Below are 19600 nucleotides of genomic sequence, written 5' to 3' on the forward strand. Positions count from 1 at the left end.
CCTTGTAAGAATTCACAAGTCCGCTCAGGGTCGCGGGAGCGATTGGTTTGAAGTTGTTGTAAAAGCGTCACATTTTCTGACGCTCGCCTCGCGGGGGAGATTCCTACCAATGACTCGCCGCTTATGCCTCATAACAGGCGCTTCTGCCGGGATCGGGGCGGAATTTGCGCGCCAGTACGCCGCTCTCGGATGGGATCTTGCCCTTACGGCACGGCGCACAGACCGATTGCAGGCCCTTGCAGACGAATTGGCAGCCACGCACAAAATTGAGGCACTTGTCCTCGGAGAAGACCTCGGTTCCGATGGCGCACCAGAGCGGATTCTGGCCGGCATCACGTCGAAGGACCGTCATGTCGACGCGCTCGTCAACAATGCCGGCTATGGTTTGCCGGGAACCTTCTTCAACACAGTCTGGGACGACCAGGCCACCTTCCTGCGCGTCCTCTACACCGCGCCGATCGAACTGTGCCATCGCATCCTGCCCGGCATGGCGGAGCGCGGATATGGCCGCATCATCAATGTCGCATCTCTCGCCGGATACGCACCTGGCAGCGCCGGCCATACGCTGTATGCCAGCGTCAAATCCGGCCTGATCAAATTCTCCGAGAGCCTGAATGCCGAATGCGCCGCATCCGGCCACTATGATATCCATTGCACTGCATTGTGCCCCGGCTTTGTCTGGAGCGAATTTCATGATGTGAACGGCACGCGCGAAGATGCAAACACGCTGCCGAAATGGATGTGGATGGAGGCGCCCCCGGTCGTGAAAGCGGGCATAGAGGCGGTTAATCGCGGACAGCCCGTTGTTGTGCCCGGTCTGGCGAACAAGGGCCTTGCCACCCTGACCCGGATCATGCCGGAACCGCTCGGACGTGCCATTGTGGGATCGCAGAGCCGCCGCTACCGGCGAATTGACTAGACTGCGATGTTGCACCGCACAATTATGGACTGACAGGGCGGCCCGGCCGCCCTATAAAACCTGAAACAATTGCAGAAGGGGCAGGATATGGCAGGCGACACAATGGTTGCGGACTCTCCGGTGATGACAGGCTTGACCGAGGCCATGCAGGCGGCGGTTGCCGCGGTCGAGGCGTATGTCGACGCCGCGACGCGGGCCGTTCGCGCCAAGGTCAGCACGCCGGAAGGCAAGCCGGACCGCGCCGCCTTTGAGCGCCACCAGCATGCCGCGCATGGCTTGTCCTGGGTCGCCACCTATCTCGAAACCCTCCGCCAGACGGCCAGGTGGGCTGAACGTCTCGACGCGGAAGGCAGCTTCGGCGAGACGGAACAATTGCTCTCCCAGATCCTGTTCGGCGAATACCTCGCCCAGCTGATCGGCGGCATCCCGATGAACCAGGGTGAGATCATTCGCCCAGCCGATCTTGGCTGCGACCGGGATGACATGAACCTTCTCTTCGCCCCCGCGATCCAGCGTTTCCTGTCCGAAGGCAAGACGCCGGCGGCGCTGGCAGCGGCCGCGAAACTCCTGCCCGATGCCCTGTCTCGCAACACGGCTGAACATACAGGTCTCGACGAGACCATGAACATGGTCCGCGACCAGTTTTCCAAGTACGCTTCGGAGCGGATCAAGCCACATGCCCATGGCTGGCATCTGAAGAATGAATACATCCCGATGGATGTCGTTTCGGAGATGGCGGAGCTCGGCGTCTTCGGCCTCACCATTCCGGAGGAGTTCGGCGGCTTCGGCATGGGCAAGACAGCCATGTGCGTCGTGTCGGAAGAACTTTCCCGGGGCTATATCGGCACTGGCTCGCTCGGCACCCGCTCTGAAATCGCCGCAGAACTCATCCTGATCGGCGGCACGGACGACCAGAAGCAGAAATGGCTGCCGCTGATTGCCAGCGGCGAGATCCTGCCGACCGCGGTCTTCACCGAACCGAACACCGGCTCTGACCTCGGATCTCTCCGCACGCGCGCGGTGAAGGATGCTGATGGCAAAAACTATTCGATCACCGGCAACAAGACCTGGATCACCCATCCGGTCCGCGCCGACCTGATGACCGTCCTTGCCCGCACAAATCCGGACACAAACAATTTTTCGGGACTTTCCATGTTCCTTGCGGAAAAGCCGCGCGGTGACGATGCCACCCCCTTCCCCGCCGAAGGCATGACCGGTGGCGAGATCGAAGTGCTCGGCTATCGCGGCATGAAGGAATACGAGATCGGCTTCGACGGCTTCAAGGTAAAGTCGGAAAACCTGCTCGGCGGCGTCGAGAATCAAGGCTTCAAGCAATTGATGGCCACCTTCGAGAGCGCCCGCATCCAGACCGCCGCCCGCGCCATCGGCGTCGGGCAGAACGCTTTTGAAACCGGCCTGCAATATGCGCTCGACCGCAGCCAGTTCGGGCAGCCAATCTTCAACTTCCCGCGCGTATCCAACAAGCTGGTCATGATGGCCGCCGAGCTGGTCGGCGTGCGCCAGCTGACCTATTTCTCAGCCCGCCGGAAAGACGAAGGCAAGCGCTGTGACCTGGAAGCCGGCATGGCGAAACTGCTCGCGGCACGGGTCGCCTGGGCCGCCGCCGACAATGCCGTCCAGATTCATGGTGGCAATGGCTTTGCGCTGGAATATCCGATCAGCCGGATACTTCAGGACGCCCGCATCCTCAACATCTTCGAGGGCGCAGGCGAAGTGCAGGCGATGGTCATCGCACGGCGGCTCGTCGAAGGCGGGAACTGAGGCCTAATCGTCCGTGTCAGGAATGCGCTCGTAGACACGCACCCAGTCGACAAGAAAATCGTCCGGATACTTCTCTGGCTCAGCCTTGTTGGCCCATGTTTCGGTCGCCGCCCAGCCGCTTGTCGATAGTTCTCCCGACAGTTTCAGCCAGAGCGGCACCTGACTCACGCCTCCGGCACGGGAGCGCCATGTTTCCTGCCCGTCGATGAAAAACACGTACTCGTTCGGATACCATTCCAGCGTGAATGTGTGCCAGCCATGACGGATGCCCGGAACCACCGTGTCTGAGGACACCCATTGGTGCGCCTTATTGTACCCGTCCCAGTGAAGCGCCTGATTGATCCGGTCGGTCCAACCGAAGCCCTCGAAGATATCGACCTCCGTCCCGTCGCGCCCTGATCCGTCGACATTGTTGACGCTGCTCGAAAACAGCCAGAACGCCGCCCACCAGCCGGCCGCCTGGGGCAGTTTGGCCCGGGCTTCGAAACGGCCAAAGGTCTGTTCGAACTTGCCTTCGGTCGACACCATCGCGGTGGCGAAATCGTAGGGGTCTTTGTCTTCCCCCGGATTGCGGTTCTCGATCTTCGTCGTTCGCAGAACAAGGTGCCCATGCCCGTCAAGGAACGCATTTTCCGGATCCCACCACCCATCCGGGCCTTTCTCGTTCGGACGCCGGTTGTATTCCTTGGAGATCCATTTGTCCGGGTCCGGACGGCCCTTTCCCTTGAACTCATCGCTGAAGACGAGTCGCCAGGGAGATGCCTTGTCGTCCAGCGCCGAATGCGTCCCCTGCTCGGCCTGCGCCGCCAGGCCGGCAGCCAGTCCGATCAGGGCCAGTAAGAGGGAACGCATCGCACGCATCGGCCCCGAACCTAGCGAATCATGCCGCCCAGCGGGGCAATATCGTCCGGCTCGTGCTGGATAATCACCTTGGCGCCCAATTCCTGAGCGCGCGTCTCGAATGCATCCATCGAGGCAAGCGTCTTCGGCTCGTCCCAGTTGAAGCGCGGCACGCGGCGCAGCTGGCGGCTCTCGGTGCGGTGATAGAGATCCCCGGAGAGCAGCACCGGCCCGGTCTCGGGCATCATCAGTTGCAGCACGGAATGGCCCGGCGTGTGGCCCGGCAGTTCGATAATGGTCACCGTGCCATCGCCGAAGACGTCATAGTCGCCCGTGATCTTCTGCGCCGTCAGCGGCTTGAACAGCGCCCACATGGCGGCCAGCTGCGGATCCGGCTGTTCGGCATCCTCAGGGCGGAACATGTCGTTGTATTCGTCTTCCTGCACGATCCAGGTCGCGCCAGACACCTGGTCCACCTGGCCAACATGGTCGAAATGGTCATGCGACAGGGAGATGTAGTCGATATCGCCCGGCGTCAGCCCGAGATCGGCAAGCTGCTGCGTGATCGATGTGTCCATCGTCACTTTGAAGATGCCGCCGACCGTCTGCGTGCCCGCGCCGACCAGCATGCCCGGCAGGCCGAGATCCCACAGCATCCGACCCTTGGGGTGATTGATCAGGAAACACGTGTCGGTCAGCGTGTCGGTCTGCCCGGCCCAGTCGCCGGCACTCGAGAAGGCGTCGAGGTCGGTCACTTCAATCGTGCCGCAATCCAGCACATTGACCGTCAGCGGCGCGGCCTCTTCGGCGGGCGCCTCGGCACGCTCAACCTCAGCAGGACCGGAAACAGCCTTTTCCGCAGGTGTACAGGCCGCAGCGAATCCCATGGCGGCCGCTGCAAGCAGCAAGCGTGACTGAGTCATGATGTCCCCTTTTCGATGGCTGTCTTTTGGTTTTGCCCGACTGATGCCTAGCCCATGTCCGGGACGGGCGAAAGGCCGGACCCGTCCGGGGCGACGATCCGGTAGAAACAACTCGCCCGGCCGGTGTGACAGGCACCGCCCGTCTGCCTCACTTTCAGCAATACCGCATCCTGGTCGCAGTCGATCCGCACGTCGACGACCTCCTGCACATGGCCGGATGTCTCGCCCTTGACCCACAATTCCTGCCGCGAGCGCGACCAGTAGGTCGCCCGGCCCGTCGCCAGCGTCGCCGCCAGCGCCTCGGCATTCATCCAGGCCATCATCAGCACCTCGCCGGAGGCCGCGTCCTGCGTGATCGCGGCAATGAGGCCGTCGGCATTGAATTTCGGGCGCAGTTCGCGGGTTTCGTCCTGCGCACTGCCGGAGAGGGGAGGAAGGAAATCTGTCATGGCCGCTCCATACGTCACCCCTCCCCTTTGCGCCAGCAGGAGTCTAGTCTGAAAGAAAACAGGAAGACCGGAGGAATGCCATGTCCGACTACAGCCAGATCCTGAGCGAAACGCGGGATGGAGTCCTGACCCTCACGCTGAACCGGCCCGACCGGCTGAATGCCTGGACCGACGTCATGCACAACGAGTTGAAACACGCCATTGTCACCGCCTCGGGCGACGATGCGGTGCGCGTCATCGTCGTCACCGGAGCCGGGCGCGGCTTTTGTGCGGGTGCTGACATGAATGTGCTTCAGGGCATACAGGGCGGGGCGCGCGACCGGCTGGCTGAGATCGACGAGGCACCGTCCGACCTGCGGGGGCTTTATCCCGGCCGCTTCGGCTACATGTATACCTGCCCGAAGCCGATCATCGCCGCGATCAATGGCGCCTGCGCCGGGATCGGCCTTATCTTCGCGCTGTTCGCGGACCTGCGCTATGCAGCGACAGAGGCAAAATTCACCACCGCTTTCGCCCAGCGCGGCCTGATCGCCGAGCATGGCATCGCCTGGCTGTTGCCCCGGTTGATCGGCGAGGCGAAGGCACTGGACCTCCTTTTCACCGCCCGGAAGTTCACCGGACGCGAAGCGGCGGATCTCGGCCTCGTCAATGAGTCCTTCCCGGTCGGCGAACTGATGGGCAATGTCCAGCACACTGCTCACCACCTCGCGACCCAGGTCTCACCCCGTTCCCTCGCCGTCATGAAACGGCAGATCCGCAAGACTTATTTCCAGAGCTTCGGCGATTCCCTTGCAGAGGCAGATGCTGAAATGGTGGCAAGCTTCACGACTTTCGACTTCAAGGAAGGCGTGGCAAGCTTTGTCGAGCGCCGCGCCCCGGCATTTGAAGGAAGATAGGAGCCCCATGACCCGCCGCATCGACATTGTGGAAGTCGGCCCCCGCGACGGGCTGCAGAATGACCCCGCCAATCTCACGGTGGAGCAGAAGCTGGAATTCATCTCGCGCCTCGAAGCGGCCGGCGTGAAGCGCATGGAATCGGGAAGCTTCGTCAGCCCGAAGGCCGTTCCGAAGATGGCCGACAGCCCGGCCGTTTTTGCCGGGCTCGACCGCACGAAGCCGACACGCCACATCGCCCTTGCCCTCAACGAGACAGGCGTGCGCCGCGCCATTGAGGCAAAGGCGGACGAGATCAATTTCGTCCTCGTCGCCAGCGAAACCTTCGGCCGGAAGAACCAGGGCATGAGCCCGCAGGACAGCGCCGACATGCTGGCCCGGTGCGCGCCGCTGATCCATGAGGCCGGCATCCCGCTTTCCGCCACCATCTCCGTCGCCTTCGGCGATCCCTATGATGGCGAGGTGGACCTTGGCGTGGTTGCCAGCCTCGCCGCGCAAGCCCAGCGCGCAGGCGTCGGCGAACTCGCCCTCGGTGACACGATCGGTGTTGCGGACCCCTGGGCCGTGCGCCGCGCCATCGACCGGGTACGGATCGAGGCGCCGGACGTGTTCCTGCGCATGCACTTCCACGACACACGCGGACAGGCGTTGGCGAATGTCGCTGCGGCGGTGGATGCGGGCGTCGATGTCATCGATGCGAGCTGCGGCGGCATCGGCGGCTGCCCCTTCGCCCCGGCGGCGACCGGCAATGTGGCGACGGAGGATGTCGTCTACCTGCTCGAACGCGGCGGATTCGAGACAGGGCTGGACCTCGGCAAGCTAATCGAAACCTCGAAATGGCTGGAAACGGTGCTGCAGCACCCGGTCAGCTCATCGCTGAGCAAGGCGGGCGGATTTCCGCCGAAATAGAAGTTGAGCCGGCGCAGCATTGCTCTGGTCTCAGTCCGGTACGGGCAGCTTCCCCGCAAGTTCGCTTACCATCTGCCAAGTACCAAACGCCATCTGCGAGAAGTCTTGTGCCGAAAACGAAATGCGTGATCCAACAGGAAAACTTATTTCCTTCGTACCTGATTTGAGAAGAACCGTAGCTTCTTCTTCCGCTACCATGCCGGGCACCAATTCAACTTCCCTTTCGCCCATTTTTAGAAAAAGTTGCAGTTTCGGAACAGACAGAACAAGGGCATCCACACCCTGTTCTACATCTTTGTCCTGAGAAACCAGACCGTCGCGATGTTCCAAGCAATTACGCACCTTCTGAAATGACAGGAACTGTGGATACCACATCAATTCTGTTTGCAAACCATCGTTCACTTGCGCGAGCAGGTCAGGAAAATTCAATCTGTTCACTGCCGTCTTCACCGCGTTCAATATTTCAACGAGGTGTTGTTCATCTCGCACGACCTGCTCACGCATTTGGACGGTTGTATTGTACAGACATGCCTCTTCAAGTGAGAGACGGATTCCTCTCGCCAGTTCATGAAATCCTTTTGCCAATAGCCAATTTTTCTGACGCGTGCGTCTTTCGTTTTGATCTCCATGGTCAGCCAATCGGAGAGACAGTCCTTCCAGTTCGACCGCGATGGTGTCCGGAAGCGGTCCTTCTTCTATCGTGGGAAGCAATCTAGAAATTACGCCCAACGTTGTTTTCACAGCATTCATGGCTGGAGCTACAACACCGTTGGGATTTAGCTGGATGTTAATCCGGCGACCCGGCTGATTGACTTGAATTTCGTCTGGCATCACCCAAAAGTAGATAAGCAAGAAGTGGAATACAATCTACTTCTTAGCGCCCTTCACTTCCTGAAGGCTCGTCGTCTTCACGGCGCGGCCGAGGTCGACTTTCTTGCCCTTGCCGTAGGAGGGCGCGCCGGCACCGGCGCCCGAAACCGCGCCGCGCACGGTGCGGTCCGTCAGCGGAGGAATGGCCATGGCTTTCGGGTTCGGCTGGTTCTCGTCGAAGAGGCTCGCCAGCTGGTCGGTCATCGCGCCGCCGAGTTGTTCGGCGTCCACGATGGTGACGGCGCGCTTGTAATAGCGCGTCACGTCATGGCCGATGCCGATGGCGATCAGTTCCACCGGGCTGCGCGTTTCGATCTCTTCGATCACCTGACGCAAATGGCGCTCAAGATAATTGCCGACATTCACGTTCAGCGTCGAATCGTCGACTGGCGCGCCATCTGAAATCACCATCAGGATCTTGCGCTGTTCCGGCCGCATCAGCAGGCGCTCATGCGCCCATTGCAACGCTTCGCCGTCGATATTCTCTTTCAGCAGGCCCTCGCGCATCATCAGGCCGAGGTTGCGCCGCGCGCGCCGCCAGGGCGCATCTGCCTGCTTGTAGATGATGTGGCGAATGTCGTTGAGGCGCCCCGGCGTCGCAGGCTTGCCCGCCTTCACCCAGTCCTCCCGCGACATGCCGCCCTTCCAGGCTTTTGTCGTAAAGCCCAGGACTTCCGTCTTCACATTGCAGCGTTCCAGCGTGCGGGCGAGGATGTCCGCACACAGCGCCGCCACCATGATCGGCCGCCCGCGCATCGAGCCGGAATTGTCCAGCAGCAGCGTCACGATCGTGTCGCGGAACTCCGAATCGTCTTCCTGCTTGAACGACAGCGGCGAGGTCGGATCGGTAATCACCCGCGTCAGGCGCGCCGTGTCCAGCACGCCCTCTTCCAGGTCAAAACTCCAGCTGCGATTCTGCTGTGCCATCAGAAGGCGCTGCAGCTTGTTGGCGAGTTTCGACACGGCCCCCTGCAGGCCTTGCAGCTGGTGGTCAAGATATGCCCGCAGGCGGGTCAGTTCTTCAGCGTCGCACAGGTCCGGCGCGTTCGCCACTTCGTCATGCGCGCGGGTGAAGACGGTATAGTTGAACCGGTCGCGATCGTCGCCGTCACGGAAATTCGGACGTAGCGGCTTGGTGCCTTCCTCGTCGTCGCCCGGCATGTCGTCGGCGTCCATCTCCATGTCCTGGTCGATCTGGACGTTCGCTTCCTCGCCTTCGATTTCTTCCGTGTCGCCGGCTTCCATCTGTTCGGAAGATGCGCCCATCTGCTCTTCGGGCTGCATGTCCTCGTCGCCGGCATTCTGCTGTTCGCTCTCGCCCTCTTCCTGGGGCTGGTCGTCAGCGGCTTCGTCATCGTCGCCGGGAATGTCGGTGGCCGTCAGGTCACGGATCATGTCGCGCACGATGCGGGCGAATTCCGGCTGGTCGTGCAGCTGGCTGATCAGCCGGTCCAGCGCATCGCCGGTCTTTTCCGTCACCTGTGCGCGCCAGAGGTCGGCCACGCGCCGTGCCGGCTCCGGCAGTTCCCGGCCGGTCAGCTTTTCCCGCAGCAGGAATTCGAGCGCCGGGGCCAGCACCGCCTCCGGCTGTTCGGTGCCCATGGCGAATTCACCGGACTGGCAGCGATGCGCCAGCACGGCATCCAGATTGTTCGCCGTGCCACGCATCGCATTGGCGCCGAGGCTTTCGATCCGCGCCGTCTCGGCCGCATCATACACCTTGCGCGGCAGGTCGCCTTGCGGCCTGTGCCGCATATGTGCCGCCGGATCATGATGCGCCCGGCGCAGCGCTACCGCGTCCGCCTCACCACGGATCCGCGCGGCAACTTCTGCCGGCAGCGTCACCGGCGGCGGCCGCAGCACGATGCGCTCTTCATCAGACCCCGGCTCATTGCCGAAGCCGACCTCCACGTCCCGGTCGGCGCTCATCGACTTGGTCGTAACGGCGAGCGCCTGCCGGAAGATTTCCTGGGGAGTCGTTTCCTTCGCCATCGGACTATCTGTCGGCCACCCTAATATCCGGCATCCGCTGCGGCTTTGTTGAACAGGTCGAGCGTCCGCCGGAAGGCCAGCGCGTCGGCATGGGTGTCGAAATCGTCAGAGCGGCGGCGGGCGAATCCGTGCCCCGCATCATACACATAGACCGGCACATCATGGCGCTCAGCCTCAAATGCGCGGACACCCTCCATCGGGATATGCGCGTCGTGCCGGCCGAAATGGACGATGGTCGGGCATTTCGGCGAGGCGTCCTTAAGTCCCGGAACGAGGCTGCCATAATAGCCGCTCGCAGCAGACAGGCCGTCCAGCTGGCAGGCCGCGATATAGACCATCGACCCGCCATAGCAAAAGCCCGTGATGAAGACCGGCGCCTCAAGCGCGGCGATACAGGCAGCAATATCTCTCATCGCATTGTCGAGCCCGTTGGCGCGGGCATAGCCGCCGCCCTCGGCGATATCGTCCGGCGTATGGCTCTCGGTCGTGTAGCCTTTTTTCTGCCGGTCGAACATCGAAGGCGCGATCACCTCATAGCCTTCGGCGGCAAAGCGTTCGCACGCCTCGACCATATAGGAATTCACGCCGAAGATTTCCTGCACCAGCACGAGGCCGCCCTTGCGCGCGCCCTCCGCCGGCAGGTGCAGCGCGCTGAAGCGAAACCCGTCACCACTCGTCAGTTCGATGACGGTGCCGCTCATCTCAGGCCACCCTCACCATCAGGGCGCTTTCCGGCAAGTCCACGCCAAAGCAGCGCTGGTACATTTCCGCAACCAGCGGGCGTTCCAGCTCGTCGCACTTGTTGAGGAAGGTCATACGGAAGGCATGGCCGAGATCGCCGAAGATGGCGAAATTCTCTGCCCAGGTGATGACGGTCCGCGGGCTCATCACGGTGGAGAGGTCGCCGGACATGAAGGCGTTCCGCGTCAGGTCCGCCAGCGTCACCATCTTGGCGAGCGTGTCGTCGTCGACGCCGGTGGCCTTCGATTTCACGATCTCCACCTCGGCATCGTGCTCAAGGTAGTTCAGCGTGGTGACGATGTTCCAGCGGTCCATCTGGCCCTGGTTCAGCTGTTGCGTGCCGTGGTAAAGCCCCGTCGTATCGCCGAGGCCGACCGTGTTGGTGGTCGAGAACAGGCGGAAATACGGGTTCGGCGCGATCACGCGGTTCTGGTCCAGCAGGGTCAGCTTGCCCGAGCTTTCAAGCACGCGCTGGATCACGAACATCACGTCCGGACGGCCGGCATCGTATTCGTCGAACGTGATCGCCACCGGGCGCTGTAGCGCCCACGGCAGGATGCCTTCGCGGAATTCGGTGATCTGCTTGCCGTCCTTCAGGACGATCGCATCCTTGCCGACCATGTCGATCCGGCTGACATGGCTGTCGAGGTTGACCCGGATCATCGGCCAGTTGAGGCGCGCGGCCACCTGCTCGATATGGGTCGACTTGCCGGTGCCGTGATAGCCCTGCACCATCACGCGGCGATTGTGCTCGAACCCGGCGAGGATCGCCATGGTGGTTTGTGGATCGAAGCGATAGGCGTCGTCGATCTCCGGCACATATTCGGTGCGCTTCTTGAAGCCATGCACCACCATGTCGGAATCAAGGCCGAACACCTTGCGGACATTGATCTTCTCGGTCGGCTTCAGGCCGTCCAGTTCGGTGCTGTCGCTCATTACGGTCATTGTAATCGTCTCAGGTTCGGGAGGATGATGTGTTACCTAGGCGTTCTATCACGCCTTAGCCCCCCGGCTAGTGCGACGTAACGGAAACAGGGCGGCGCCCTGCAGGCCTTATTCGGCCCGATAGACGATCTCGCCGCCCACCACCGTCATCACGGCCTTCGCCTCAAGGATTTCCGCTTCCGGAACCGTCATCAGGTCACGGTCGAACACGGTGAAATCGGCAAGCTTGCCGGGCTCGATCGTGCCGAGATCGGCTTCCTGGAACGCGGCAAAGGCGGGCGCCGAGGTGAACAGGGCGAGCGCCTCGTCCCGGCTGAGTGCCTCTTCCGGGTGCCAGCCCTCTCCGCTGAACCCCTCGAGATCCTTGCGCGCGACGGCGGCATAGAACTCGATCAGCGGCGAGCCGACTTCCACCGGCGCATCAGACCCGCCCGCCACCACGGCGCCGGTCTGAAGCAGGCTCTTCCAGGCATAGGCCCCCTTCAGCCGGTCGATCCCGAGGCGCGCCGGCGCGAAATGCAGGTCGCCGATGGCATGGCTCGGCTGCATCGACGCGACCAGGCCAAGCGCGCCGACCCGCTCGATGTCCTCCGGTGCCAGGATCTGCGTATGTTCGATGCGCCAGCGCAGGTCCGCGCCATAGCCCAGCTCCTCGAACGTATCGAGGATATTCCGGTTGGCGAGGTCGCCGATCGCGTGGATCGCCAGTTGGACCTGCTCTTCATTGGCGCGCATCATCAGATTGTGAAGCACGGTCGGCTCCAGCGTCGACAGGCCGCTGGTCTCCGGGCGATCCGAATACGGAGCAATCAGCAGGGCGCCGCGGCTGCCGAGGGCGCCGTCCATATAGAGCTTCACCGCGCGGTTGCGGATCGTGTCCGTTTCGAACTGGTGCTGCCGGGCGAGGTCGAAGCCGCGTTCGTCGAAGGCATTGTAGAGACGCAGCGACAGGCGCCCGTCTGCGTCGAGCGCCGCCATCAGCGGAGCCTCGCGTGGCTCGACGCTCATATTGTGGGCGCCCGTCCAGCCGCGCGCGACATAGGTCTTCGCGCCGATTTCGAGGGCTTTCGTCAACTCCGCCTCGGAGGGTGCGCGGAACAGCGCGTACACAGGCGCCGCCGCATTGTCGATGACGATGCCGGTCGCCCGGCCGTCCGGCCCGCGCTCGACATGGCCGCCGGCGGGGTCGTCGGTGAGGTCGAGAATGCCGGCGGCAGCCAGCGCGGCGGAGTTCGCCACCAGGGCATGCCCGTCGGCACGGGTCAGGACCACTGGATTGTCCGCGCTGACGGCGTCGAGGTCGGCGGCCGACGGCATCCGCCCTTCCGGCCAGCCGGTCTCGATCCAGCCCCGTCCATAGAGGATGGCGCCGGGCGGCAGGCCCTCCAGCTCGGCTTCAACCCGCGTGACCAGCTCGTCGACCGATGCCGTGCCTTCGAGATTGAGGGTCAGCTCGCGCTGGCCGATGCCCAGCAGGTGAATGTGGGAATCCGTGAAACCGGGGAACATATAAGCGCCCCCAAGGTCAATTATCTCTACCCCGGAAGCATCACTTGGGTCATCCCAATCGGCCGAAAGCGGCGGCACCGTTCCGACAATCCGGCCGGACTTATCCACCACCACGGCCTCGACGACCGGCTGTTCCGGCACGCCGGTATAGATGGTGCCGCCCGTGAAGATGGTGATCCCGGTATCCGCGGGGCCTGCGGCCGCTTCAGGCTGGGCCTCCGGCTTGCAGGATGTCAGGAACAGGACGCTGAACAGCGCGGTGGCGGGAACGGCAAAACGCATGCGACGGGCCTCCTGATGAGGCCCTTCCCTGCCACGGCTCAGACAGGTATGCAAAACAAAAGCGCGCCCCGAAAGGCGCGCTCTGTCGATCCGCTTACAGGATCAGAATTTTCAGGCGGTCGCCTTCTTGGCGATGTCGCGCTTGATCTTCTGTGCCTTGGCAGACAGCGTGTCGTCCTTGGCCTTGGCCAGGAAGCCGTCGAGGCCGCCCAGCTTGTCCACGGTGCGCAGGGCCGAGGCCGTAATGCGCATCGGGAAGTTCTGGTTCAGCGTTTCCGAATGCAGGGTCACGCGCACCAGGTTCGGGCGGAACAGGCGCTTGGTCTTGATCTGGGAATGGCTGACGCGATGGCCGACCATCGGCTTCGTGCCGGTAAGTTCACACTCGCGGGACATGGCCTCGCTCCAATAAAGGGGTCTTATCTCGAAGGCGCGCTGTTAGAACGGGCGGGGCCCCTCTGTCAACACTGGTCTCCCCCGATTCCTCAGTTGTCCGCCCCTGTAACTGCTTGTCACAAGGTTTGACCGCATTTCCGCCCGATTAAGGCGGGAAAATGACCAACTCATTCAGGCGCCGTTGGATTGCCCGGACTATATATGGGACAGGATAAAGAGCCGGCCCGGTGGCCGGCAGGAAAGGTCTGAGATGAAACGCGCGTTCTTTCTCGCATCTGCAGCAGCTCTGGCGCTGGCCGGCTTTGCGACAGCTGACAAGGCCCCTGCGGCGAATGCCGCCTCCGGCGCCCTGCTGACCAATGTGAAGGCCGGCACCCCGACCCGTATGGTCTACGAGCTCGAGGCGAAAGCATACTTCCTGTTTATCCCGGCCACCGGCCGGGCCTCGTTCACGACCGAACTCCATCCCGATACCTACAAGATCGACTCCCGCGTGAAGGTCACAGGCATTGCGGACTGGTTCGTGAATTACGACATGAACATCCATGCCGAAGGCGAAACCCATAATGGCGAACTGAAGACCCGCTCCTATGTGTCTCAGAACAAGGACGGCAAAAAGAACCGCAAGGTGGAGATGGAAATCTCCGAAACGGATTTCACCATGAACGCCACGCCGCGTTTCGGGAATCTCGGCGACCCGGCCGCCACCACGGAACAGGTGCTGAAGACGAACGACCCGATAACGGCGCTGATCACGTTCGCACTTGAGCCGCGCGCGCCGGGTCAAGATCCCTGCGGCGGGCCCATCCGCATCTTCGACGGCCGCCAGCTGACCTATCTCTACCTGAACAATGCCGGGATGCGGAAGGTCTCGACCCCTGTCTGGTCCGGTCAGGCCATCGAATGCCATGTCACGATGGACAAGGTCGCCGGCTACAAGAAAGGCGAGGCGGACAATGACAATCTGACCGGGATCGACGGTCCCTTGCGGATGTGGCTTGCCCCGCTCGACAATGGCGCAACGGTGCCCATCAAGATCGCCGCCGATTCCAAGAAAATCGGTGATGTGACCCTGACGGCTAAGAAACTGCGCTTTGAACCGCTCGTAACCTCGGAAGCCGCCGGCGGCCCGGGCAGCGGCCAGCACTAGACCGTTTTCGGCAGCCGCCTCAGCGCAGCCACCAGGCCCGACATATCCTCAGGAAGAGGCGCTTCGAACCGGAGCGCCTCTTTCGTTATCGGATGCACGAACCCCAACATGGCCGCATGCAGGGCCTGGCGCGGGAAATCGCGCGCCAGCTTCAGGCCGGCGTCATGGTCCGCCCCGCTCCCCAGGCAGGATATGCCGCGGTTGCGGCCGTAGACAGGATCCCCCACCAGCGGTGTACCGATGTGGGCCATGTGAACCCGAATCTGGTGCGTCCGGCCGGTTTCCAGCCGGCACTCAACCAGCGCAGCGGACGGAAAATTCGTCCCCTTTTCGCGGATTCCGAAAGTTTTCAGCGTTTTGTAGTGGGTCACCGCACGGCGGCCGAACCCGGCTTCCGGGTTGCGCACCACCGCCATTTTCTTCCGGTCTGCCGATGACCGGGCAAGGTGTTCGTCGACCGTCCCGGATGAGGGCCGCGGTGCCCCGCGCGTCACCGCGAGATAAGCGCGTTCAATGTCATGGGATTCGAACAACGCCGACAGGCCGAGATGGGCCGGTTCCGTCTTTGCCACGACCAGCACGCCGGTCGTCAGCTTGTCAATCCGGTGCACGATACCCGGCCGTTCCACGCCGCCAATCCCCGACAACTGGCCCCGGCAATGGTGCAGCAGGGCATTGACCAGAGTATCCTGCGCGCTGCCGGGTGCCGGGTGAACCGCCATGCCCGCAGGCTTGTTCAGTACGATCAGGTATTCGTCCTCGAACAGGATATCGAGCGGGATATCCTGCGGCTCGGGTTCGGCCGGCACGGGCTCCGGCAGGTGGACGACATAGACAGCGCCCGCAATGACCGGCTTCTTCGGGTTGGTTTCGACCGCCCCTGCCGTCGTCACCGCGCCTTCAAGGATCAATGCCTTGAGGCGCGACCGCGACAGGTCATCCGCCTTCGCCGCCAGGAAGACATCTAGTCTCTGGCCGGCATCTTCAGGGCCTGCAGTCAATTTCAGTTCGCTCATGGCGGCGGCTTATAGACGAAAGCTGCGCCCGGCGTCATGCTATTGTCTCTCACCGGCGCTAGACCGGTCGCCCATACCGGAGGATTCCCCCATGACCAGAGTCACTCGGCGCGGCCTGCTTGGTGCCGCCGCAACCGGAACCCTTGGCCTCGCAGCCTGTGCAACCGTCCCTGTTGGCGGCGAAACCTATGACGGCGAAGTCGCCTTCGAACATGGTGTCGCATCAGGCGACCCCCTCTCCGACCGCGTGATCCTCTGGAGCCGCGTGACCCCGAAAAGCGGCACGGGACCGGTTCCCGTTCGTTACGATGTGACGAATGCTGCCGGAGCGGTCGTTGCAACCGGGTTGCTGAGCGCAGATGCGGCTCACGATTTCTGCATCAAGGCCGACGCGGCGGGACTCGAGCCGGGAACTGCCTACACATATCGCTTCAGCGCGCTGACAAAAGGCGGCGAAATCGCCTCCCCGGTCGGGCGGACGCGGACAACCGCCCGAACAGGTGATGCGCCCGTCCGGCTGGTCGTCATTTCGTGTTCGAACTGGCAGTTCGGCTTTTTCAATGCCTATGCGGCACTCGCGCAGGAGCCGGATGTCGATGCCATCGTCCATCTCGGCGACTATATTTACGAATATGGCACCGATGGCTATGGCGGCGAAGTCGCCGGACTGATCGGGCGCCCGCATGATCCGCCCACAGAATGCATCAGCCTTTCTGACTATCGTCGGCGCCATGCACAGTACAAGACAGACCCGAACCTGCAGGCAGCCCATGCGGCGGCCCCGTGGATCTGCACCTGGGATGACCATGAAAGTGCCAACGACTCCTACCGGACGGGCGCTGAAAATCATAACCCTGACGAAGGCGAGGGCCTGTGGTCGGACCGCAAGATGGCGGCCATCCAGGCCTACTACGAATGGCAGCCGATCCGCGAACCTGAAACGGGAAAACTCGCTTCTGCTGTCTGGCGCAGCTTCGACTTCGGAAATGTCGCGACGGTCTGCGCGCTTGAGACACGCCTCACCGGCCGGTCGGAAGGTCTTGACTGGTTTGCGGCGCTATCGGGACTGACCGAGGAATCGGCCATCGTCCAGAGGGCGCAGGAAACCTTGGTGAAAGCGAACGATCCCGAGCGCACCATGATGGGCACCGAACAGGAAGCCTGGCTCGACGGCGAGCTTGCCCGGTCTGTGTCAGCCGGGAAAACCTGGCAGGTGCTCGCCAATCAGGTCGTGATGGCAAAGGTTGCCCTGCCCAAACTTCAGCAGACGCTCACGCCCGCCCAGATTGCGGCACAGGCAAACCCTTTCGTCCAGCAGATGATCGGCTTTTCCGCGCTTGGCCTGCCAATGAATCTCGACGCGTGGGACGGTTATCCGGCGGCACGCGAACGGCTCTATGCTTCCGTCGCCAGAAGTGGCGCCCGCCTCGTGACGCTCGCGGGCGACACGCACACGGCCTGGGCCAATACGCTGCATGATGCGGCCGGCACCCGGCGGGGCGTCGAGTTCGGCTGCACCTCGATCACGTCGCCAGGATCAGGCACGGCAGTGACCGACATCCCGGACCTCGGTGCGCAGTTCGCTGCCGCCAACAAGGATGTCGACTGGCACGATCCGTTCGGACACGGATATATCATGGTCACGCTGACGCCCGAGGCGGCATCGGCCGAGTTCAAGAAAGTCTCGGATATTCTGGGTCCGGACTGGTCGCTGGACACCGTTTCCGCCTGGACCGCCAGCCCGGAAGACAAGGGCGTGTCCTGCCTGAAGCCGGCTTAAACGTCGAGAACGCCGGCAAGGCCTGACCGCCCCCCATCGAGGCGCAGGATCTCGCCGGTGATGATGGCTGCCTCACTGGAGGCCAGAAAGGCTGCCGCGTCGGCGATTTCGTCGGCGAGGGCCGCCCGGCCGAGCGGCGTGCGCCGCGTGGTCCAGGAATCCATTTTTTCTTCCCGCGGACGGATGGCGACGATCCCGTTGACCCGGATGCCTGCCTCGGCCAGTTCCACCGATCCTGCCCGGATCACGCCCAGCACGGACGACTGCGTGACAGATTCCGTGAACCGGCCGGGCATGGTTGCCAGCGCAGAATAGGACAGGACGAAGGTAACAGAGCCCTTCTGGCGAATGCGCTCGACACCCGCAGCCGGAAGGTCGTCCTGCTCGGCAATGCGTTCGGAAAACACCTTGAGCGTCTGAGCGGCGCCGCGGACCGTTTTTGTCAGGGCCTTGTCGAAGCGTTCCTGTGAAAATTCCTGCAGCGTGTCCGGCGCTTCGATTGAAGGAATGACGACAACATTGTCGATCCTTCCAAAACCTTCGACAGCGGCGGCAATTGCATTGCGAAGGCCCAGTCTGGTGTGCAGGTCGCCGTGATGAAGGAGTGCCTCATCCGGCATCGAATCGCGGGCGGTTTCCAGCCGTTCGCTGCTGTCATCTGCGGCCAGCACGCGGTGGCCGAGCTCACTGAACCGGCGCGCGACAGCATCGCCGACTTCCCGGCCGAGCCCGAAAATGGCCGTAACGGGTGTGGGCATCAGCTCACTCGCCTTTTGGCGCTTCGCGGCGAACGCGAAGATCGTCGCCCAGAATCGCAAGCCGGTCGTTCAGCCGGTGATGGGCGGCCAGCAATTCCGTCAGCAACCGGACGACCAGGAACAGGAACCCCAGAACTACAAATGCGCCTAGCGTCTCTGCCAGTCCGCCAAGGATGTGTCCCGAGAATACGCGTCCCAAGCCTCGCAGCAGGGCCAGCAGCGCGGCAGCAGCCAGCAAAAGGCTGAACACCTGCCCGGCCTGACGCACGACACCGAGGCTCAGTGATTTATCCTGATCGAAAATATCCCGCATGAAACCGGTCCCTTCGCCGCTGTTTCAGCTGCCGGCGAAGGAACCCAATTCCTGAAGTGCCGTCAGCTCGCTTCGAGCCATCGCAGCTCTTCTTTAATCTTGAGTTTCTGTCGCTTGAGATCCTGGAGGCGGAGCGTATCGGCGGCGGGGCGCTTCTCTTCCTCGGAAATTTCATGGTCCAGTCTGCGGTGCTTGTTTGCGAGCTCACTGATCCGGCCTGTTAGCGACATGTCAGTCTCCTTCTGCTGTTAAGGTTTTGTGTCTTAACAGCAACACCTAAGCACAAATGATTTCGAGCGTCACCATCCGCCGCAATGAATCCTGAGTAACTTTTTGGCTGCCTCAGCCTTGCGCAGACCGGCTGCCTTTCCTGTGCGCTTTTCGGGCAAACATGGCCTGATCGGCCCTTAGGATCAGGTGATCTGCGTCCTCGCCGGGGTGCCACGACACCACGCCGCAGGAAGCGCCGATGTGGAGTTCGGGCCCGTCCGGGTCGCTGGGCGACCGGATGACCAGCGAGTCGATCCGCTCCGTCACCTGCGCCGCCTTGTTCTCGGAATCGGCAAGTGTGGCCTGCGACAGGACAATGCCGAATTCGTCCCCTCCGAGGCGGCCGACAATATCTGTTTCGCGCGTAATGCTGCGCAGGACTTCAGACACTTTGATCAGGACGGCATCTCCGGTGGCATGTCCGAACAGATCGTTTACCGGCTTGAAATGGTCGAGATCGATGAAAATCAGGCAGAGCGGCGTCCGGAAGCGGGTCGCCAACGCGATTTCTCGGCGCACTTCCCGTTCGAAGGCCCTTCGGTTGAACAGCGGGCACAGGGCGTCATTGTCAGCCAGCAATTCTGCTTCCGACAGCGCAGCCCGGACCGTCGTCAACTCCTCGCGAAGTGCAATCACTTCATCACAAAGCGCCTCGATCGCGGCACGTGCGTTGCGGTCCATCAGCGCCAGATCGACCCCCAGGATGTCGATCAGGGCGCGGCGCCGGTTCGGCTGCGGAGAGAAGACATCGTCGGCCATTAGCCAATCATAGGCGCACTTGCCGGGCTTGTGGAGCAGGTTCGCCCGTCAGGCGGCAGTTGACGCGCAGGGCCGCCTGCATATGGTGCGCGCTTTCCCGCTG

The 19600-nt window shown here is 62.5% G+C and carries 20 protein-coding genes; 6 read left to right on the forward strand and 14 right to left on the reverse strand.

All coding sequences use genetic code 11. From position 1 onward, the window contains the following. The first annotated feature begins 109 nt into the window (after window positions 1-109). Both R3C13_RS05245 and R3C13_RS05250 read left to right on the forward strand, forming a co-directional pair. Window positions 110-919, forward strand: coding sequence for an SDR family NAD(P)-dependent oxidoreductase (locus R3C13_RS05245; protein ID WP_371309760.1), 810 nt, complete (start codon window positions 110-112; stop codon window positions 917-919). Between the two features lie 87 nt (window positions 920-1006). Then, a complete protein-coding gene (locus R3C13_RS05250) occupies window positions 1007-2701 on the forward strand; it encodes an acyl-CoA dehydrogenase family protein (RefSeq protein WP_371309761.1) in 1695 nt (564 codons plus the stop codon). A 3-nt stretch (window positions 2702-2704) separates the two neighbouring features. Here R3C13_RS05250 and R3C13_RS05255 read toward each other — a convergent pair whose 3' ends face one another. From R3C13_RS05255 to hisI, 3 genes are read right to left on the reverse strand one after another with little or no spacing between them, the layout of a single operon-like run. Further along, window positions 2705-3553, reverse strand: a complete 849-nt coding sequence (locus R3C13_RS05255) for a family 16 glycosylhydrolase (protein WP_371309762.1) — start codon at window positions 3551-3553, stop codon at window positions 2705-2707. A 20-nt stretch (window positions 3554-3573) separates the two neighbouring features. Further along, entirely contained in the window at window positions 3574-4464 is an 891-nt protein-coding gene (locus R3C13_RS05260) for an N-acyl homoserine lactonase family protein (RefSeq protein ID WP_371309763.1), read from the reverse strand. Window positions 4465-4511: 47 nt separating this feature from the next. Further along, window positions 4512-4913 carry a phosphoribosyl-AMP cyclohydrolase gene (hisI, locus tag R3C13_RS05265; protein WP_371309764.1) on the reverse strand — a complete coding sequence of 134 codons (402 nt, stop codon included), beginning with the start codon at window positions 4911-4913 and terminating at the stop codon, window positions 4512-4514. An 80-nt stretch (window positions 4914-4993) separates the two neighbouring features. On the opposite strand from hisI, the gene R3C13_RS05270 reads away from it, so the two are divergent. Next, window positions 4994-5809 carry an enoyl-CoA hydratase gene (locus R3C13_RS05270; protein ID WP_371309765.1) on the forward strand — a complete coding sequence of 272 codons (816 nt, stop codon included), beginning with the start codon at window positions 4994-4996 and terminating at the stop codon, window positions 5807-5809. Between the two features lie 7 nt (window positions 5810-5816). Continuing rightward, window positions 5817-6716 (forward strand): hydroxymethylglutaryl-CoA lyase, encoded by a 900-nt coding sequence (locus R3C13_RS05275; RefSeq protein WP_371309766.1) that lies wholly within the window; start codon window positions 5817-5819, stop codon window positions 6714-6716. Between the two features lie 30 nt (window positions 6717-6746). On the opposite strand, the gene R3C13_RS05280 is transcribed toward R3C13_RS05275, so the two are convergent. The 6 genes from R3C13_RS05280 to rpmB form a co-directional block, all read right to left on the reverse strand. Then, on the reverse strand, window positions 6747-7547 hold the full coding sequence (locus R3C13_RS05280) for a hypothetical protein (protein ID WP_371309767.1): 801 nt from the start codon (window positions 7545-7547) through the stop codon (window positions 6747-6749). 36 nt (window positions 7548-7583) lie between these two features. After that, window positions 7584-9578, reverse strand: coding sequence for a cobaltochelatase subunit CobT (gene cobT / locus R3C13_RS05285; protein WP_371309768.1), 1995 nt, complete (start codon window positions 9576-9578; stop codon window positions 7584-7586). Between the two features lie 20 nt (window positions 9579-9598). Next, a complete protein-coding gene (locus R3C13_RS05290; RefSeq protein ID WP_371309769.1) occupies window positions 9599-10279 on the reverse strand; it encodes a dienelactone hydrolase family protein in 681 nt (226 codons plus the stop codon). Window position 10280: 1 nt separating this feature from the next. Next, window positions 10281-11255 carry a cobaltochelatase subunit CobS gene (gene cobS, locus R3C13_RS05295; RefSeq protein ID WP_371309770.1) on the reverse strand — a complete coding sequence of 325 codons (975 nt, stop codon included), beginning with the start codon at window positions 11253-11255 and terminating at the stop codon, window positions 10281-10283. Between the two features lie 117 nt (window positions 11256-11372). Continuing rightward, window positions 11373-13055, reverse strand: a complete 1683-nt coding sequence (locus R3C13_RS05300) for an amidohydrolase (RefSeq protein ID WP_371309771.1) — start codon at window positions 13053-13055, stop codon at window positions 11373-11375. Window positions 13056-13166: 111 nt separating this feature from the next. After that, entirely contained in the window at window positions 13167-13451 is a 285-nt protein-coding gene (rpmB, locus tag R3C13_RS05305) for a 50S ribosomal protein L28 (protein WP_371309772.1), read from the reverse strand. Window positions 13452-13701: 250 nt separating this feature from the next. On the opposite strand from rpmB, the gene R3C13_RS05310 reads away from it, so the two are divergent. Next, on the forward strand, window positions 13702-14601 hold the full coding sequence (locus R3C13_RS05310; RefSeq protein WP_371309773.1) for a DUF3108 domain-containing protein: 900 nt from the start codon (window positions 13702-13704) through the stop codon (window positions 14599-14601). Here R3C13_RS05310 and R3C13_RS05315 read toward each other — a convergent pair. Continuing rightward, window positions 14598-15617, reverse strand: coding sequence for an RluA family pseudouridine synthase (locus R3C13_RS05315; protein WP_371309774.1), 1020 nt, complete (start codon window positions 15615-15617; stop codon window positions 14598-14600). The two genes, R3C13_RS05310 and R3C13_RS05315, sit on opposite strands and share 4 nt — an antisense overlap. A 91-nt stretch (window positions 15618-15708) precedes the next feature. On the opposite strand from R3C13_RS05315, the gene R3C13_RS05320 reads away from it, so the two are divergent. Continuing rightward, a complete protein-coding gene (locus R3C13_RS05320; protein ID WP_371309775.1) occupies window positions 15709-17397 on the forward strand; it encodes an alkaline phosphatase in 1689 nt (562 codons plus the stop codon). On the opposite strand, the gene R3C13_RS05325 is transcribed toward R3C13_RS05320, so the two are convergent. The 4 genes from R3C13_RS05325 to R3C13_RS05340 all read right to left on the reverse strand — a co-directional run bounded on the left by R3C13_RS05325 (window position 17394) and on the right by R3C13_RS05340 (window position 19497). Then, the gene (locus tag R3C13_RS05325) at window positions 17394-18155 is read right to left on the reverse strand and encodes an SDR family NAD(P)-dependent oxidoreductase (protein WP_371309776.1); all 762 of its coding nucleotides are present in this window, start codon (window positions 18153-18155) and stop codon (window positions 17394-17396) included. The two genes, R3C13_RS05320 and R3C13_RS05325, sit on opposite strands and share 4 nt — an antisense overlap. 4 nt (window positions 18156-18159) lie before the next feature. Continuing rightward, a complete protein-coding gene (locus R3C13_RS05330) occupies window positions 18160-18468 on the reverse strand; it encodes a hypothetical protein (RefSeq protein WP_371309777.1) in 309 nt (102 codons plus the stop codon). A gap of 62 nt (window positions 18469-18530) precedes the next feature. Further along, window positions 18531-18698: a YdcH family protein gene (locus R3C13_RS05335; protein WP_371309778.1), complete on the reverse strand. Its 168-nt coding sequence runs from the start codon at window positions 18696-18698 to the stop codon at window positions 18531-18533. 112 nt (window positions 18699-18810) lie between these two features. Then, a complete protein-coding gene (locus tag R3C13_RS05340; protein ID WP_371309779.1) occupies window positions 18811-19497 on the reverse strand; it encodes a GGDEF domain-containing protein in 687 nt (228 codons plus the stop codon). Window positions 19498-19600 lie beyond the last annotated feature (103 nt).

It is taken from the genome of Hyphomonas sp. (assembly GCF_041398385.1).
Lineage (GTDB): Bacteria > Pseudomonadota > Alphaproteobacteria > Caulobacterales > Hyphomonadaceae > Hyphomonas.

What these genes read in the sequence shown, in the direction of transcription:
- R3C13_RS05255 (WP_371309762.1), bottom strand. Translation starts at nt 3,553, where the DNA reads ATGCGTTCCCTCTTACTGGCCCTGATCGGACTGGCTGCCGGCCTGGCG.
- R3C13_RS05310 (WP_371309773.1), top strand. Translation starts at nt 13,702, where the DNA reads ATGAAACGCGCGTTCTTTCTCGCATCTGCAGCAGCTCTGGCGCTGGCC.
- R3C13_RS05335 (WP_371309778.1), bottom strand. Translation starts at nt 18,698, where the DNA reads ATGTCGCTAACAGGCCGGATCAGTGAGCTCGCAAACAAGCACCGCAGA.
- R3C13_RS05260 (WP_371309763.1), bottom strand. Translation starts at nt 4,464, where the DNA reads ATGACTCAGTCACGCTTGCTGCTTGCAGCGGCCGCCATGGGATTCGCT.
- cobS (WP_371309770.1), bottom strand. Translation starts at nt 11,255, where the DNA reads ATGAGCGACAGCACCGAACTGGACGGCCTGAAGCCGACCGAGAAGATC.
- R3C13_RS05280 (WP_371309767.1), bottom strand. Translation starts at nt 7,547, where the DNA reads ATGCCAGACGAAATTCAAGTCAATCAGCCGGGTCGCCGGATTAACATC.
- R3C13_RS05325 (WP_371309776.1), bottom strand. Translation starts at nt 18,155, where the DNA reads ATGCCCACACCCGTTACGGCCATTTTCGGGCTCGGCCGGGAAGTCGGC.
- R3C13_RS05340 (WP_371309779.1), bottom strand. Translation starts at nt 19,497, where the DNA reads ATGGCCGACGATGTCTTCTCTCCGCAGCCGAACCGGCGCCGCGCCCTG.
- R3C13_RS05315 (WP_371309774.1), bottom strand. Translation starts at nt 15,617, where the DNA reads ATGAGCGAACTGAAATTGACTGCAGGCCCTGAAGATGCCGGCCAGAGA.
- rpmB (WP_371309772.1), bottom strand. Translation starts at nt 13,451, where the DNA reads ATGTCCCGCGAGTGTGAACTTACCGGCACGAAGCCGATGGTCGGCCAT.
- cobT (WP_371309768.1), bottom strand. Translation starts at nt 9,578, where the DNA reads ATGGCGAAGGAAACGACTCCCCAGGAAATCTTCCGGCAGGCGCTCGCC.
- R3C13_RS05245 (WP_371309760.1), top strand. Translation starts at nt 110, where the DNA reads ATGACTCGCCGCTTATGCCTCATAACAGGCGCTTCTGCCGGGATCGGG.
- R3C13_RS05330 (WP_371309777.1), bottom strand. Translation starts at nt 18,468, where the DNA reads ATGCGGGATATTTTCGATCAGGATAAATCACTGAGCCTCGGTGTCGTG.
- R3C13_RS05275 (WP_371309766.1), top strand. Translation starts at nt 5,817, where the DNA reads ATGACCCGCCGCATCGACATTGTGGAAGTCGGCCCCCGCGACGGGCTG.
- R3C13_RS05300 (WP_371309771.1), bottom strand. Translation starts at nt 13,055, where the DNA reads ATGCGTTTTGCCGTTCCCGCCACCGCGCTGTTCAGCGTCCTGTTCCTG.
- R3C13_RS05270 (WP_371309765.1), top strand. Translation starts at nt 4,994, where the DNA reads ATGTCCGACTACAGCCAGATCCTGAGCGAAACGCGGGATGGAGTCCTG.
- hisI (WP_371309764.1), bottom strand. Translation starts at nt 4,913, where the DNA reads ATGACAGATTTCCTTCCTCCCCTCTCCGGCAGTGCGCAGGACGAAACC.
- R3C13_RS05250 (WP_371309761.1), top strand. Translation starts at nt 1,007, where the DNA reads ATGGCAGGCGACACAATGGTTGCGGACTCTCCGGTGATGACAGGCTTG.
- R3C13_RS05290 (WP_371309769.1), bottom strand. Translation starts at nt 10,279, where the DNA reads ATGAGCGGCACCGTCATCGAACTGACGAGTGGTGACGGGTTTCGCTTC.
- R3C13_RS05320 (WP_371309775.1), top strand. Translation starts at nt 15,709, where the DNA reads ATGACCAGAGTCACTCGGCGCGGCCTGCTTGGTGCCGCCGCAACCGGA.